Origin of the sequence: Pseudomonas sp. B22(2017) (assembly GCF_002113105.1) — a bacterium.
Taxonomy (GTDB): Bacteria; Pseudomonadota; Gammaproteobacteria; order Pseudomonadales; family Pseudomonadaceae; genus Aquipseudomonas; species Aquipseudomonas asiatica.
In genome coordinates this window covers 155952-171581 of sequence record NZ_NEJN01000009.1, presented here as the reverse complement: position 1 = coordinate 171581, position 15630 = coordinate 155952, and the positions used below count along the sequence as shown (strand labels likewise).

At 63.5% G+C, this 15630-nt stretch carries 13 protein-coding genes; 6 read left to right on the top strand and 7 right to left on the bottom strand.

The window, feature by feature from the left end; genetic code table 11:
- Positions 1-30 precede the first annotated feature (30 nt).
- Entirely contained in the window at positions 31-1389 is a 1359-nt protein-coding gene (locus tag CAG18_RS18710; RefSeq protein WP_013974708.1) for a glutamine synthetase family protein, read from the bottom strand.
- A gap of 41 nt (positions 1390-1430) precedes the next feature.
- Here CAG18_RS18710 and CAG18_RS18705 point away from each other — a divergent pair, with 41 nt between their 5' ends.
- Both CAG18_RS18705 and CAG18_RS18700 read left to right on the top strand, forming a co-directional pair.
- Positions 1431-1691, top strand: a complete 261-nt coding sequence (locus CAG18_RS18705) for a hypothetical protein (RefSeq protein WP_015272221.1) — start codon at positions 1431-1433, stop codon at positions 1689-1691.
- Positions 1692-1963: 272 nt separating this feature from the next.
- Complete coding sequence (locus tag CAG18_RS18700; RefSeq protein WP_015272222.1) at positions 1964-3340, top strand: glutamine synthetase family protein; 1377 nt, start codon at positions 1964-1966, stop codon at positions 3338-3340.
- Between the two features lie 151 nt (positions 3341-3491).
- On the opposite strand, the gene argA is transcribed toward CAG18_RS18700, so the two are convergent.
- On the bottom strand, positions 3492-4790 hold the full coding sequence (gene argA, locus CAG18_RS18695) for an amino-acid N-acetyltransferase (protein ID WP_013974710.1): 1299 nt from the start codon (positions 4788-4790) through the stop codon (positions 3492-3494).
- A 124-nt stretch (positions 4791-4914) separates the two neighbouring features.
- Entirely contained in the window at positions 4915-6057 is a 1143-nt protein-coding gene (gene argE, locus CAG18_RS18690; protein ID WP_085721352.1) for an acetylornithine deacetylase, read from the bottom strand.
- A gap of 156 nt (positions 6058-6213) precedes the next feature.
- Here argE and CAG18_RS18685 point away from each other — a divergent pair, with 156 nt between their 5' ends.
- Complete coding sequence (locus tag CAG18_RS18685; protein ID WP_015272224.1) at positions 6214-7581, top strand: CYTH domain-containing protein; 1368 nt, start codon at positions 6214-6216, stop codon at positions 7579-7581.
- Positions 7582-7666: 85 nt separating this feature from the next.
- Here the strand turns inward: CAG18_RS18685 and CAG18_RS18680 are convergent, their stop codons facing one another.
- Positions 7667-8137 carry an Lrp/AsnC family transcriptional regulator gene (locus CAG18_RS18680; protein WP_085721351.1) on the bottom strand — a complete coding sequence of 157 codons (471 nt, stop codon included), beginning with the start codon at positions 8135-8137 and terminating at the stop codon, positions 7667-7669.
- A gap of 126 nt (positions 8138-8263) precedes the next feature.
- Here CAG18_RS18680 and CAG18_RS18675 point away from each other — a divergent pair, with 126 nt between their 5' ends.
- From CAG18_RS18675 to CAG18_RS18665, 3 genes are all read left to right on the top strand, one after another.
- The gene (locus CAG18_RS18675; protein ID WP_003259353.1) at positions 8264-8569 is read left to right on the top strand and encodes a hypothetical protein; all 306 of its coding nucleotides are present in this window, start codon (positions 8264-8266) and stop codon (positions 8567-8569) included.
- Positions 8570-8772: 203 nt separating this feature from the next.
- Positions 8773-10458, top strand: coding sequence for a GspE/PulE family protein (locus CAG18_RS18670; protein WP_015272226.1), 1686 nt, complete (start codon positions 8773-8775; stop codon positions 10456-10458).
- Positions 10459-10547: 89 nt separating this feature from the next.
- A complete protein-coding gene (locus tag CAG18_RS18665) occupies positions 10548-10862 on the top strand; it encodes a DUF2388 domain-containing protein (RefSeq protein ID WP_085721350.1) in 315 nt (104 codons plus the stop codon).
- Positions 10863-10981: 119 nt separating this feature from the next.
- Here the strand turns inward: CAG18_RS18665 and gcvP are convergent, their stop codons facing one another.
- From gcvP to gcvT, 3 genes are all read right to left on the bottom strand, one after another.
- Positions 10982-13855 (bottom strand): aminomethyl-transferring glycine dehydrogenase, encoded by a 2874-nt coding sequence (gene gcvP, locus CAG18_RS18660; RefSeq protein ID WP_085721349.1) that lies wholly within the window; start codon positions 13853-13855, stop codon positions 10982-10984.
- Positions 13856-14048: 193 nt separating this feature from the next.
- A complete protein-coding gene (gene gcvH, locus CAG18_RS18655) occupies positions 14049-14432 on the bottom strand; it encodes a glycine cleavage system protein GcvH (RefSeq protein WP_085721348.1) in 384 nt (127 codons plus the stop codon).
- Between the two features lie 51 nt (positions 14433-14483).
- Positions 14484-15566 carry a glycine cleavage system aminomethyltransferase GcvT gene (gcvT, locus tag CAG18_RS18650; protein ID WP_013974716.1) on the bottom strand — a complete coding sequence of 361 codons (1083 nt, stop codon included), beginning with the start codon at positions 15564-15566 and terminating at the stop codon, positions 14484-14486.
- Positions 15567-15630 lie beyond the last annotated feature (64 nt).

The following is a 15630-nucleotide window of genomic DNA, read 5'->3' as shown; positions in this document are numbered from 1 at the left end:
CGACAGCCGCGTCCTGCGGCACCAAGTTGATCAGACAGCAAACAGCAGGAACTCACGCTCCCAGGAACTGATGACTCGCTTGAAGTTCTCGTGCTCGGCGCGCTTGGTGGCGACGTAGCCGGTGATGAACTTCTTGCCCAGGTACTGCACCAGTGCACGGCTGTTTTCCATGCGTTCCAGGGCATCTTCGATGGTCAGTGGCAGGCGCAGGTTGCGGCGTTCGTAGCCACGGCCCTGCACCGGCGCGCTGGCGTCGATGCCTTCGACCATGCCGATGTAGCCACACAGCAGGCTGGCGGCGATGGCCAGGTAAGGGTTGGCGTCGGCGCCTGGCAGGCGGTTCTCGACCCGGCGGCTTTGCGGGCCGGCGTCCGGCACGCGCAGGCCGACGGTACGGTTTTCCTCGCCCCATTCCACGTTCACCGGCGCCGAGGTGTCGGGCAGGAAGCGGCGGAACGAGTTGACGTTGGGGGCGAACAGCGGCAATGCCTCGGGGATGAACTTCTGCAGGCCACCGATGTGGTGCAGGAACAGTTCGCTCATGCTGCCGTCGTCGTTGCTGAAGATGTTCTTGCCGGTGGCCACGTCGACCACGCTCTGGTGCAGGTGCATGGCACTGCCTGGCTCACCGGTCATGGGCTTGGCCATGAAAGTGGCGGCCACATTGTGCTTGAGCGCGGCCTCGCGCATGGTGCGCTTGAACACCAGGATCTGGTCGGCCAGGTGCAGAGCGTTGCCATGACGGAAGTTGATCTCCATCTGCGCCGTGCCGTCTTCATGGATCAGCGTGTCGAGGTCCAGCTGCTGCAGTTCGCACCAGTCGTAGACGTCTTCGAACAGCGGGTCGAATTCGTTGGCGGCTTCGATCGAGAACGACTGGCGGCCGGTTTCCGGCCGGCCCGAACGGCCTACCGGGGGCTGCAGCGGGAAGTCCGGGTCTTCGCTGCGCTTGGTCAGGTAGAACTCCATCTCCGGCGCGACGATCGGCTGCCAGCCCTTGTCGGCGTATAGCTTGAGGACTTTCTTCAGCACGTTGCGCGGCGACAGTTCGACCGGGTTGCCCTTCTTGTCGTAGGTGTCGTGAATCACCTGGGCGGTCGGCTCGATGGCCCATGGCACCAGGAACACGGCGTTCTCGTCGGGGCGGCAGATCATGTCGATGTCCGCCGGGTCCAGCAGTTCGTAATAGATGTCGTCGTCGACGTAGTCGCCGGTCACGGTCTGCAGCAGCACGCTCTCAGGCAGGCGCATGCCTTTTTCGGCGATGAACTTGTTGGTAGGCGAAATCTTGCCGCGCGTGATGCCGGTCAGGTCACTGATCATGCATTCGACTTCGGTGATCTTGTGCTCTTTCAACCAATCGGTGAGCTGGTCGAGGTTGTTACTCATAAATACCTCAGGAGGTAAGGTGGTCCGCGCACTGATTCTGGATGGAGTACATTGCTAAAGCAAAAACCCCCGCGCAGAGCCGCAGTGGATACACTGAAAACAAGTGTGTCCGTAATGAGTTCGAAAGGCAGGAAGACGAAACGAAGGGCGGCAAGCCGCTGCGAGGGCAGGTCCGGGAGCACCAAACGTCAATTATTGCGGCCAGGGCGGCCACGCCATTGACGAAGCTTGCAAAAATGACGGATGTACCCGATGGCACTGCGCAGGCAGTGCTTTCAGGTCTCGGCAAGCGGACCATGTGACCCTCGTATTATTGTGTTCTGGGTTGAGACCGAGCTTAGCCTTGTTCATTTTTTTACACAACACCTCCGTAAAAAATAAAACACGGTTGGTCGGAGATAGCCCTTTGCGAGAGAAATAGCGGATAATGGCTTGCCCCGATATGCAGCAAATCTGCCGTCGATGTGCCATTTCAGGGCATCATGGGGTTGGCTTGACATCAGTTTGTCTTTTCGATTGACTGGTCTTGCAAGCCCCCCTTGATTGATATTTTTAACAACAAAGGTGTTGCATCATGTCGGTACCCCCGCGTGCCGTTCAGCTTAACGAAGCGAACGCGTTCCTTAAGGAACATCCTGAGGTTCTCTACGTTGACCTTCTGATTGCAGATATGAATGGTGTGGTGCGTGGCAAGCGCATAGAGCGCACCAGCCTCCACAAGGTTTACGAGAAAGGCATCAACCTGCCTGCCTCCCTCTTCGCCCTGGACATCAACGGTTCCACCGTCGAAAGCACCGGGCTGGGCCTGGACATCGGCGATGCTGACCGCATCTGCTACCCGATCCCCGGCACCCTCTCCAACGAACCCTGGCAGAAGCGCCCGACCGCCCAGCTGCTGATGACCATGCACGAGCTCGAAGGTGAGCCGTTTTTTGCCGACCCGCGTGAAGTGCTGCGCCAGGTGGTCGACAAGTTCACCGAAATGGGCCTGACCATCTGCGCCGCGTTCGAGCTGGAGTTCTACCTGATCGACCAGGAGAACGTGAACGGCCGCCCGCAGCCGCCGCGCTCGCCAATTTCGGGCAAGCGCCCGCAGTCGACCCAGGTGTACCTGATCGACGACCTCGACGAATACGCCGACTGCCTGCAGGACATCCTGGAAGGCGCGAAGGAGCAAGGCATCCCGGCCGACGCCATCGTCAAGGAAAGCGCCCCAGCGCAGTTCGAAGTCAACCTGCACCACGTGGCCGACCCGCTCAAGGCCTGCGATTACGCGGTACTGCTCAAGCGGTTGATCAAGAACATCGCCTACGACCATGAAATGGACACCACCTTCATGGCCAAGCCCTACCCGGGCCAGGCAGGCAACGGCCTGCATGTACACATTTCCGTGCTGGACAAAGATGGCAACAACATCTTCACCAGCGAGGATCCCGAGCAGAACGCCGCGCTACGTCACGCTGTCGGCGGTGTGCTCGAGACCCTGCCCGCGTCCATGGCGTTCCTTTGCCCGAATGTCAACTCGTACCGCCGCTTCGGCGCGCAGTTCTATGTACCGAACGCGCCAAGCTGGGGCCTGGACAACCGCACCGTGGCCCTGCGCGTGCCGACCGGTTCGCCGGACGCCGTGCGCATCGAGCACCGCGTGGCCGGTGCCGACGCCAACCCGTACCTGATGATGGCCGCCGTACTGGCCGGCGTGCACCATGGCCTGACCAACAAGGTCGAGCCGGGTGAGCCGATCGAGGGCAACTCGTACGAGCAGTTGGAGCAGAGCCTGCCGAACAACCTGCGCGATGCCCTGCGCGAGCTGGACGACAGCGAGATCCTGAACAAGTACATCGATCCGAAGTACATCGACATCTTCGTCGCGTGCAAGGAGAGCGAGCTGGAGGAGTTCGAGCACTCGATCTCCGACCTCGAGTACAACTGGTACCTGCATACCGTGTAAACGAAAACGCCGCCCACAAGGGCGGCGTTTTTGTTCGAGATCGGTGTCGCCTGCTTCGCGGGTAAACCCGCTCCCACAGGGACCGCGCCGGCCTCAGGTCCGGTGAAGATCCTGTGGGAGCGGGTTCACCCGCGAAGCGGCCAGTACAGGTTTACAAGGGCTTCTCGAAGATCTTCGAATTACGCTGGTAGTTGTACAGCGAAGCCCGCGCCGCTGGCAGTCGCTCGACCCCACTCGGCGCAAACCCGCGTTCGCGGAACCAGTGCGCGGTACGCGTCGTCAGCACGAACAAGGTGTTCAGCCCCAACTGTCGCGCCCGGCTTTCGATGCGCTCCAGCAGCTCGTCGCCACGCCCGCCATGGCGGTACTCCGGGTTCACCGCCAGGCACGCCAGCTCGCCGGCATCGGAGTCGGCAATCGGGTACAACGCCGCACAGGCGATGATCATGCCTTCGCGCTCGACCACGCTGAACTGCTCGATCTCCCGCTCCAGCACCTCACGCGAACGGCGTACCAGGATGCCCTGCTCTTCCAGCGGGCTGATCAGCTCCAGCAAACCGCCCACGTCCTCGATGGTCGCCTCGCGTACCACTTCGAACTGCTCCTGCGACACCAGCGTGCCGCCACCGCCACGGGTGAACAGCTCGGTCAGCAAGGCGCCGTCCTCGGCATAGCTGACGATATGGCTGCGCGCCACGCCGCCTTTGCAGGCTTCGGCCGCGGCATCCAGCAATTCGCCCTGGTAATCGCTGCCCAGGCGCTGCAGATGCGGGGCAACCTGCTGCGGGCGCAGCTCACGCACCAGCTTGCCATCGGCATCCAGCAAGCCCGGCTCGGCACCGAACAGCAGCAGCTTGTCGGCACCCAGTTCGATGGCGGCGCGGGTGGCCACGTCTTCGCAGGCCAGGTTGAAGATTTCACCCGTGGGCGAATAGCCCAGCGGTGACAACAGCACGATGGAGCGCTCGTCGAGCAGGCGGCTGATGCCCTTGCGGTCAACTCGACGCACTTCGCCGGTGTGGTGGTAGTCCACGCCTTCTAGCACACCGATCGGCCGCGCCGTGACCAGGTTGCCGGACGCCACGCGCAGGCGCGAGCCCTGCATCGGCGAAGCGGCGATGTCCATCGACAGGCGTGCCTCGATGGCCAGGCGCAGGGCGCCGACGGCATCGATCACGCAGTCCAGGGTGGCGGCATCGGTGATGCGCAGGCCACGGTGGTAGTGCGGGGTCAAGCCGCGATCAGCCAGGCGGCTTTCGATCTGCGGGCGCGAGCCATGCACCAGTACCAGGCGCACGCCCAGGCTGTGCAGCAGCACCAGGTCGTGGACGATGTTGCCGAAATTAGGGTGTTCCACCCCATCGCCAGGGAGCATGACCACGAAGGTGCAGTCGCGATGGGCATTGATATACGGGGAGGCATGACGCAGCCAGTTGACGTAGTCGGGCATGACAGGGCCTGTGGATAAGTGGACGGAGAACGGCGATACAGGGGGCGTTCAGGATCATCGTCGGAACAGGCTTGCGGTCACGCGCGGTCTCCTCTAGGCAGGAACGAAACAGTTCGGTTGACGTTTAGTCCAGGCAATAGTGCCGGATCAGGTCACGCAATAGACGCACGGTAGGCTCGATTCGTGACATTTCCAGGTATTCGCCGGGCTGGTGAGCACAGGCGATGTCGCCGGGGCCCAGCACGATGGTCTGGCAACCCAGTTGCTGAAGATAAGGCGCTTCGGTGCCGAACGCCACCGCTTCGGCGCGATGGCCGGTCAGGCGCTCCGCCACTTGCACCAACTCGGCGTCGGCTGCCTGCTCGAAAGGCGGCACCTCCGGGAACAACGGCGCATAGTCGATGCGCACCTCAAAGCGCTCTGCCACCGGCATCAGCTTGGCGCGAATGGCCGCGCGCAGTTGCTCCACATCCATGCCTGGCAGTGGGCGCAGGTCGAACTCCAGGGCACATTGGCCGCAGATACGGTTGGGATTGTCGCCGCCGTGGATGCAGCCGAAGTTCATGGTCGGGGTCGGTACGGTGAACTGCGGGTTGCGGTAGGTTTGCTGCCATTGCTGGCGCAACCCCATCAGCTCGCCCATCACTGCGTGCATGGCCTCCAAGGCGCTGCGGCCCAGGCTTGGGTCCGAGGAGTGGCCGCTGCGCCCGAGGATGTCGATGCGGTCCATGAGGATGCCTTTGTGCATGCGGATCGGCCGCAGCCCGGTGGGCTCGCCGATCACCGCCGCACGGCCGAGCGGCTGGCCGGCCTCGGCCAGGGCACGGGCCCCGGACATGGAGCTTTCTTCGTCACAGGTGGCGAGGATCAGCAGCGGCTGCTTGAAATCGTGCTCCAGCAGCGGGATGACCGCTTCGATGACCAGAGCGAAGAAGCCCTTCATGTCACAGCTGCCCAGGCCGACCCAGCGGCCGTCGGTTTCGGTCAGTTTCAGCGGGGCGCTGGCCCACAGCTGTTCGTCGTAGGGCACCGTGTCGCTGTGCCCCGCCAGCACCAGGCCACCCGGGCCGGTGCCACGGCTGGCCAGCAGGTTGAACTTGCCGGGGCTGACCTGCTGGATGTCGCACTTGAAACCCAGGTCGCCCAACCAACCGGCCAGCAGGTCGATGACCTGGCGATTGGACTGGTCCAGCGCAGGCTGGGTGCAACTGACCGAGGGCGCGGCGATCAGGGCGGCGAACTGGTCTTTCAGCGTCGGCAACGGCATGCGCGTACTCCTCGGAAGCGTTGCCCATCATAGCAATGCCGTCCAATCGTGTGGGCTTCTTCGCGGGTTCACCCGCGAAGAAGCCTCCACGATCCAACAGACGAGAGCCGACTCCTGTAGACTGCTGGGCAACCACGCCCCTCCTTCGAGCCTGTGATGCACAAAGAAACCGAACTCAAGCTCCGCGCCAGCCGCGAGACCCTTGCCGCCCTGCGCGAGCACCCTCTGCTGAAAAAGCGCAACAAGTCCGGCTGGCAGACCCGCGAACTGCTCAACCAGTACTTCGACACCCCCGAACGCGAGCTCTCTGCTGCCCGTGTCGCCCTGCGCCTGCGCCGCGATGGCGAGGCCATCATCCAGACCCTCAAGTGCCGCGGCACCAGCGTGGCCGGCCTGTCCGAACGCAACGAGCACGAATGGCAGTTGGACAAGGTCAAGCTCGACCTGAAGAAGCTCGACGACAGCTGCTGGCCCGCGCAACTGGCCAACCTGGACAAAAAGACCATCAAGCCGCTGTTCACCACTGACTTCAGCCGTGAATACGCCGAAATCGCCTGGGGCCGTGGCAAGAGCAAGGTGGTGATCGAGGCCGCACTGGACCAGGGTTTCGTGATCGCCGGCAAGCGCAAGGAAGAAATCTGCGAGTTGGAACTGGAACTGCGTGAAGGTGAGCCGCAGGCACTGCTGGAACTGGCCGCCGAGCTGGCCGCCAGCCTGCCGCTGATGCCATGCGACATCAGCAAGGCCGAGCGTGGCTATCGCCTGCTGGAGCCGGACAGCTACGAGCTGGGCCTGCCGCACACCGAGCTGGAAGCCGAAATGGCCGTGGACGACGCCTACGCCGCACTGGCCTGGCAACTGCTGGGCAGCAGCCAGCGCCTGGCCGAGCAATACCGCCACAACGGCCACTGGCGCCTGCTGCAGGACTGGGTCGAGTGCCTGAGCGAGCTGCGTGCCATTACCGCCAGCCTGGGCCAGGCCGCGCCACGCGCCATCACCCGTGACCTGCGCAGCAGCCTGGACGCCTTGCTCGAAGACTGGCGCCCGCTGGTGCAGGCCGGTAACGAAGACGAAGATATCCGCCGCGCCGCCCCCGAGCAGTTCGCCGAAGAACTGGAAGACGTGCGCTGGGGCCAGTTCTCGCTGGAAACCTCGCGCTGGCTGCTGGCCCGTGCCTGGACCGTGGAGCGCAAAGGCCGTGGCGAGCGCCAGGGCAAGGCGCAGCTGGCAAGCTGGCTGGCGCACCTGCTGGGCGAAGAAGGCCGAGCGTTGAAGCTGCCGCTGTACACCCAGCGGCCGGAAGACCTGGCCGAGCAACTGCCGCGTATCGAGCAGCTGCTGGCCTGGCTGCACCATGCTCGTCAGGTGCTGGAAGCGCCCCAGATGGACCGCCTGTATGGCGACCTGAAGAAGCTACATGAGCTGGCTGAGCAGCCGATCAGCGATGAGGTACTGGAAGCGCGTATCGAGCAGGCTCGGGCGGTGGATCAGAGCCGCGGCTGGAAGCACCTGCTCAAGGCTTGATACCGCGTCGCCTGCTTCGCAGCACAAGGCTGCTCCTACAGGGCACCGATATCCCCTGTAGGAGCAGCCTTGTGCTGCGAAGACCTCACCGCGACAGTGGCAGGCTGGTGGTGGACTTGATCTCCGACAGCGCCACGATCGAGTTCACCTCCTGAATCCCCGGCACGTTCGACAGCTTTTCGAAGAAGAACCGTTCATAAGCCTCGATATCCGGGGTGACGATGCGCAACAGAAAGTCCACCGACCCCATCAGCACATAACACTCCAGCACCTCCGGAAACCCGCGGATCGCTTCGGTGAACTCTGTGAAGTTGGAGCGCCCGTGGGCGTTCAGTTTCACCTCGGCGAAAATCTGCGTGTTCAGGCCGACCTTCTTGCGGTCCAGCAAGGTCACCTGCCCACGAATCACTCCCTCCTCCTTCAACCGTTGGACACGCCGCCAGCACGGCGATTGCGACAGCCCCACGCGTTCGGCGATCTGCGCGCTGGACAGCGAAGCGTCCTCCTGCAGCAGTTTGAGGATACGGCGGTCGTAGGCATCCAGCTCGCTGTGCAAAGACAATTCTCCTGAAAATCATTTTATGAATAGATCAATTCGCCAATACCGCGAAATGCTCAAATAATAGCGAAAAAATACCGCCACCAACGTGCAAGAATTTCTCCAACATTTGCGGAGACCAGCATGAACGCACAGCCCCGTACCGACGCCTGGGCCGCCAGCAGCGCCCACAGCACCGTGCACTATCGCCTGCAGGCCGAGGCCGAGCCTGACAGCCTGTGCCGGGTACTCAACCTGTTTGCCCTGCAGTTCCTGACCCCGCACAGCGTGCAGGTCAGTCAGCAGGACGACTGGCTGGATATCGAGGTCGGCATCGGCGGCCTGAGCTGGCACCGGGCCGAGGTGATTGCGCAAAAACTGCGTAACCTGGTGTGTGTGGGTGAGGTGAGCCTGAGCAACCTGCAGCGGGTGGAGCTGGCGGTTGTGTAAGCATTTACCGACCCTATCGCCGGCAAGCCGGCTCCCACAGGTACAGCGCAATCTTCGAGCCTGTGGTGGTCCTGTGGGAGCTGGCTTGCCAGCGATAGGGCCAGTACAGGCACAGTAAATTTCCGAAACTTTTCACTTCCGTTAACCTTCCGCCGTCCGGCTAGCCTTGATCAGCACTCCCCTATCAGGCACGGACGCCAACCATGCACTCCCCCGACAACCCGGCACTCGACCTCAAGCGCGTGCTCCAGGCCCTGCTCGCCGACCAGCACCTGCACGCCAACGACACCCTGCAGGTACTCGAACACGCCGCCAATCACCCCACCGCCCACCCGCTGGAACAGATCGCCGCCTGCGCCCTGGAAGACCGCCGACACCCTGGCGAGCCCCTGGACCTGGATCGCCTCTGCCAATGGCTGGCCAACAAGGTCGGCCAGCCCTACCTGCGCATCGACCCGCTGCAACTGGACCTGCCCCAGGTCACCGGCCTGATATCCCCGGCCTTCGCCCAGCGCCACGGCATCCTTATCGTCGCCGCCGACGCCTCCAGCGTCACCGTCGCCAGCGCCCAGCCCTACCAGGACGACTGGCTGGCCGACCTCACCCGCAGCCTGGGCCGGCCGATACGGCGCGTGCTGGCCAGCCCGCAGCAGGTCCGCCAGGCAGGGCAGTCGTTCCACCGCCTGGCCCAATCGGTAAAGGGCGCGCAACACCAGCAGTCAGCCAGCCTGGGCGAACTCGAACAGCTGCTGGAGCTGGGCAAGCGCCAGGCCGAGGCCAGTGCGGACGACGCGCACATCGTGCATATCGTCGACTGGCTGCTGCAGTACGCCATCGAGCAACGCGCCAGCGATATCCACCTGGAACCACGCCGCGAACAGGGCCAACTGCGCTACCGTATCGACGGCCTGCTGCACAACGTCTACGCCTTCCCCGCCGGGGTGACCCTGGCGCTGGTCAGCCGCCTGAAACACCTGGGGCGCATGGACGTCGCGGAAAAACGGCGGCCGCAGGATGGCCGGCTGCATAGCCGCCTGCCTGGCGGCGGCGAGGTGGAACTGCGACTGTCGACCTTACCGACTCCGTTCGGCGAGAAACTGGTGCTGCGCCTGTTCGACCCGCAACAGTTGCAAGAGGGCTTCGACCGGCTCGGCCTGGACGGGGCGCAACTGGACCAGTGGCAAGGCCTGCTGCGTCATCGTCAGGGCATCATCCTGGTTACCGGCCCCACCGGGTCCGGCAAGACCAGCACGCTTTACGCCAGCCTCAAGTTGCTGGCCACGCCGCAGGTCAACCTGTGCACCATCGAAGACCCGATCGAGCGCCTGGAACCCGCCTTCAACCAGTTGCAGGTGCAACCCGCCCTGGACCTGGGATTCGCCAATGGTGTGCGGGCCATGCTGCGCCAGGACCCGGACATCATCATGATCGGCGAAATCCGTGATCGCGAGACCGCCCTGGTGGCGGTACAGGCAGCCCTTACCGGGCACCTGGTCCTGTCGACCCTGCATACCAACGACGCCTGTGGCGCGATCACCCGCCTGCAGGAGCTGGGTGTGGCCGACTACCTGATCAAGGCGACGCTGGTGGGGGTCATGGCCCAGCGGCTGGTGCGCACACTGTGCGCGGATTGCCGGGGTGATACAGCGCTGCGCGAAGGGCAGCCATGCCGTACCTGTCGTGGCACGGGGTTCCATGGCCGCACAGGGTTGTTCGAGCTGCTGATACCCAGCGACAGACTGCGCGCCCTGATAGGCCCGGACAGCGATCTGGCCAGTTTGCGTCGTCAGGCCGTGGCCGATGGCTTGCTCGATCTGCGCCGCTGCGGCGATGCCAAGGTAGCCTGTGGGCAGACCCGCCAAGAGGAAGTGCTACGGGCCTGTTCCTGAGCAAAAATCCTTTGTATTCAAGGAACTTGCCCCCCTGTGGCAGGATCAAACCGCGCATCTTCAACCCTCACCCTTCGAGGTGTTTCAACATGCGTTTCAAAACCGCCATCGCTGCCGCTGCCTTGCTTTCGCTGCCTATCGGCTCGGCCATGGCCGATACCTTCTGGCGTAACGTGATGACTACCGGTGCTACCACGGCATCGAGCTACCTGACTTCCGGGGATCACAAGCTGGTGATGGCGGCGCAGGATGACGCCGGCAGCTTCGTGGCCAGCAAAGGCGCGATCCGTGGGCCGTTCCTCGAAGCGGCGATTCGCCAGGCTCGCGCGGAGAACCCGGGGATGCAGGCTTCCGACATGGAACTGGCCAATGCCATCCTGGCCAAGAATGCGGTAGCCGAGTAACCGCGTCGCCTGCTTCGCGGGTGAACCCGCTCCCACAGGTACTGCACAGTATTCGAAACTTGTACAAGTCCTGTAGGAGCGGGTTTACCCGCGAAGGGGCCGGCACAGGCAAACCACAATTAGCGATACGCCTCCACCGGCACACAAGCACAGAACAGATTCCTGTCCCCATACACGTTGTCGACCCGGTTCACCGCTGGCCAGTACTTGTGCTGGCGCACGTGAGCACTGGGCGCCACCGCCTGCTCCAGGCTGTAAGGCCTGTCCCACACCGTCAGCACATCGGCCAGGGTATGCGGCGCATGCTTGAGCGGGTTGTTCTCCGCAGGCCAGTTGCCCTCCTGAACTTCGCCAATTTCCGCCCTAATCGCCAGCATCGCCTCGACGAAGCGGTCCAGTTCAGCCTTCGATTCACTCTCGGTCGGCTCGACCATCAGCGTGCCCGGCACCGGGAACGACATGGTCGGCGCATGGAAGCCATAGTCCATCAGGCGCTTGGCCACGTCCTCTTCACTGATGCCGGTCAGCGCCTTCAGCGGCCGCAGGTCGAGGATGCACTCATGCGCCACCCGCTGGTTGCGCCCGCGATAGAGCACCGGGAAGGCACCACCCAGCTGGCTGGCCAGGTAATTGGCCGAGAGGATCGCCACCTCGCTGGCATCGGCCAGTTGCGGGCCCATCATGGCTATGTACATCCAGCTGATCGGCAGGATGCTCGCACTGCCCCAGGGCGCAGCACTGACCGCGCTGTTGTTCGGGTCCAGGCCGGGTACCGGCACCACCGGATGGCTGGCAACGAACGGCTTGAGGTGCGCGCGAATGCCGATCGGGCCCATGCCCGGGCCGCCACCACCGTGGGGGATGCAGAAGGTCTTGTGCAGGTTCATGTGTGAAACGTCGGCGCCGATATCCGCCGGACGCGCCAGGCCCACCTGGGCATTGAGGTTGGCACCATCCATATACACTTGGCCACCGTGCTGGTGGACCACTTCGCAGATTTCGCGAATCCCCTCTTCATAAACGCCGTGGGTCGACGGGTAAGTGATCATCAGGCACGACAACCGATCCCCGGCCGAGTGGGCCTTGGCCTTGAGGTCGGCCAGGTCGACGTTGCCATCGTCGTCGCAATCGACGATCACCACCTCCATGCCGGCCATTTGCGCCGATGCCGGGTTGGTGCCGTGGGCCGACGACGGGATCAGGCAGAGCGTGCGTTGCGGTTGGTGGCGGCTGCGATGATAGCGGGTAATGGCCATCAGGCCGGCATACTCGCCCTGGGCGCCGGAGTTGGGCTGCATGCAGATGGCATCGAAGCCGGTAATGGCGCACAGCCAGCTTTCCAGTTCGTCGATCATCGCCTTGTAGCCGGTGGCCTGGGCCGCCGGGGCAAACGGGTGCAGCTGGGCAAAGCCGGGCCAGGTGATGGGGATCATCTCGCTGGTAGCGTTGAGCTTCATGGTGCACGAGCCCAGCGGGATCATCGACTGGTTCAGCGCCAGGTCCTTGTTCTCGAGTTGCTTGAGGTAGCGCAGCATCTCGGTTTCGCTGTGGTGCAGGTTGAACACCGGGTGGGCGAGAAACGGCGTGCGCCGCACCAGGCTGGCAGGGATGCCTTCGGGCAGGGCCAGTTGGTCGAGTGCGGCTATATCCAGGCCGTGATCCACCCCCAGGAAGATATCGAACAGGCGCAACACCGTCTGCTCCGAGCAAGTCTCGTCCAGGCTCACGCCCAGATGCCCGCGGCCAAGGATTCGCAGGTTGATCTGGGCGGCCTCGGCGCTTTCGATGATGGCCGCCTGGGCACCGCCGACGTCCAGGGTAAGGGTGTCGAAGAAGTGCTGGTTGAGGCGCTTGATGCCCTTGGCCTCAAGGCCGGCGGCCAGGATGAAGGTCAGCCGGTGCACGCGCTGGGCAATGCGCTGCAGGCCTTCGGGGCCATGGTATACCGCATAGAAGCCGGCAATGTTGGCCAGCAGCACCTGGGCCGTGCAGATGTTGGAGTTGGCCTTCTCGCGGCGGATATGCTGCTCGCGGGTCTGCAGTGCCATGCGCAGCGCGGTGTTGCCACGGGCATCGCGCGACACGCCGATGATGCGCCCCGGCATGGCTCGCTTGTAGTCATCGCGGCAGGCGAAATAGGCCGCGTGGGGGCCGCCATAGCCCATCGGTACGCCAAAGCGTTGGGTTGAACCCAGCACAACATCGGCTCCCAGCTCCCCGGGCGGTGCCAGCACCACCAGGCTGAGCAAGTCGGCGGCTACGCAGGCCAGGGCATGCTGGCTGTGCAAATGGTCGACCAGCGGGCGCAGGTCGCGCACCTCGCCATGAGTATCCGGGTACTGCAGCAAGGCCCCGAAAACCGCGTGTTTGCCAAGGTTATCCACAGAGTCGACGATCAGCTCGAAGCCGAAGCCCTCGGCACGGGTCTTGAGTACCGACAGGGTTTGCGGGTGACAGTGCTCGTCGGCGAAGAAGGCATTGCTCTTGTTGCGCGCCACCCGCTTGGCCAGGGCCATTGCCTCGGCGGCGGCGGTGGCTTCGTCGAGCAGCGAGGCATTGGCCAGGGCCAGCCCGGTGAGGTCGATGACCATCTGCTGGAAGTTCAGCAGCGCCTCCAGCCGGCCTTGGGCAATCTCGGGTTGATAAGGCGTGTAGGCGGTGTACCAGCCCGGGTTCTCCAGCACGTTGCGCAGGATGACCGTGGGGGTGATGGTGCCGTGGTAGCCCATGCCGATCAGACTGGTCCAGACCTGGTTCTGCCCGGCGTAACCGGCGAGCTTGGCCAGAGCGGCCTGTTCGTCCAGTGCCGGCGGCAGGTCGAGGGGGCGGTTGAGGCGGATGTCTGGCGGTACGGTCTGCTCGATCAGCTCACTGCGGCTGGCGACACCCAGCGCGTTGAGCATGGCCTGCTGCTCCGTGGCATCCGGGCCAAGGTGGCGACGCAGGAATGGGTTGAGCTCTTGCAGTTGATGCAGGGATGGCGACTGGGACATGACGACGCTCTCTTCCTGGAACAGCTCTCATGGAGACTTACAAGTCTAGGAAGGGATTGCCGATTCTGCGGGGAAACTTGTTTTGCCAGTACCGGCCCTATCGCCGGCAAGCCAGCTCCCACAGGTAACCACAGGCCCTGAGGCGCGCGCTATCTCTGTGGGAGCTGGCTTGCCGGCGATGAGGCCTGAAGCCCTATTCGCCGATAGCGGCCGCGTAACCAGCAGCATCCAGCAGCTTGTCCAGCTCAGACTTGTCGCTTGGCATCAGCTTGAAAATCCAAGAATCGTAAGGTTCTTCGTTGAGCAGCTCAGGGCTATCAGCCAGCTCTTCGTTGACCGCAATCACTTCGCCACCGACCGGGGCGTAGATGTCCGAAGCGGCCTTGACCGACTCGACCACACCGGCCGCATCGCCAGCGGCGAATACCTTGCCGACTTCGGCCAACTCGACGAACACCACGTCACCCAGGGCTTGCTGGGCGTGGTCGCTGATACCAACAGTCACGGTGCCGTCGGCTTCCAGGCGAGCCCACTCGTGGCTTTCGGCAAAACGCAGTTCGGCGGGGATATTGCTCATGTCTTGAATTCCTCGATTGGCTCAGCGGTACGCCCGCCGGTTAAAAATTGTTCAGATCAGGATCTTGCCGTGGCGCACGAAGGTCGGTTTGACCACCCGCACCGGGTACCACTTGCTGCGAATTTCCACCTCGGCCCGGTCGCCGGTGGCCATGGGCACGCGTGCAAGGGCAATGGACTTGCTCAGCGTAGGCGAGAAACTACCACTGGTGATCTCCCCTTCGCCAATCCCGGCTACACGCACCACCTGGTGGGCACGCAGCACGCCACGCTCTTCCAGCACCAGGCCGACCAGTTTTTCCTGCACGCCGTGCTCGATTTCCGCCAGCAGCCCGGCGCGCCCGATGAAATCGCGCTCGGCCGGCTCCCAGGCGATGCTCCAGCCGAGGTTGGAGGTGAGCGGTGTGTGGTTTTCGTCGATGTCCTGGCCGTACAGGTTCATGCCGGCTTCCAGGCGCAGGGTATCGCGGGCACCAAGGCCGCTGGGGGCGATGCCGGCACCGACCAGGTCGTTGAAGAAGGCCACGGCCTGCTCGCCGGGGAGGATGATCTCCAGGCCGTCTTCACCGGTATAACCGGTGCGGGCAATGAACCAGTCGCCTTCGGCAAAGCCTTCGAAAGGACGCAGTTCGCGGATCAGCGCCGCACGCGAGGGGCTGAGCAGGGCTGCAACCTTTTCTCGAGCATGCGGGCCCTGGATGGCAAGGATGGCCAGGTCTGGGCGGACCTGGAAGTCCACGGCAAAACCGTCACGCTGCTGCTGCAGCCAGTCGAGTACCTTGGCACGGGTGGCGGCGTTGGTGACCAGGCGATAGCCATGTTGTGTGCGGTAGACGATCAGGTCGTCGATCACCCTGCCCTGTTCCTGCAACAGCGGGCTGTACAGCGCCTTGCCGGTGTCGTCGAGGCGGGCCACGTCGTTGGCCAGCAGACGCTGCAACCAGGCAGTGGCGTCGCTACCATCGACATCGATCACGGTCATGTGGGAAACATCGAACACCCCGCAATCGCTGCGCACCTGATGGTGCTCCTCGACCTGCGAGCCATAGTGCAGGGGCATGTCCCAGCCACCGAAATCGACCGTCTTGGCGCCAAGCGCCAGGTGCAGGTCATACAAAAGCGTGCGCTGTCCCATGGGTTTCTCCTTCCGGGCGTGGCGAAGCGGCGGCGGTCGATGACGTCGGGTCGTCAGCTCTTCT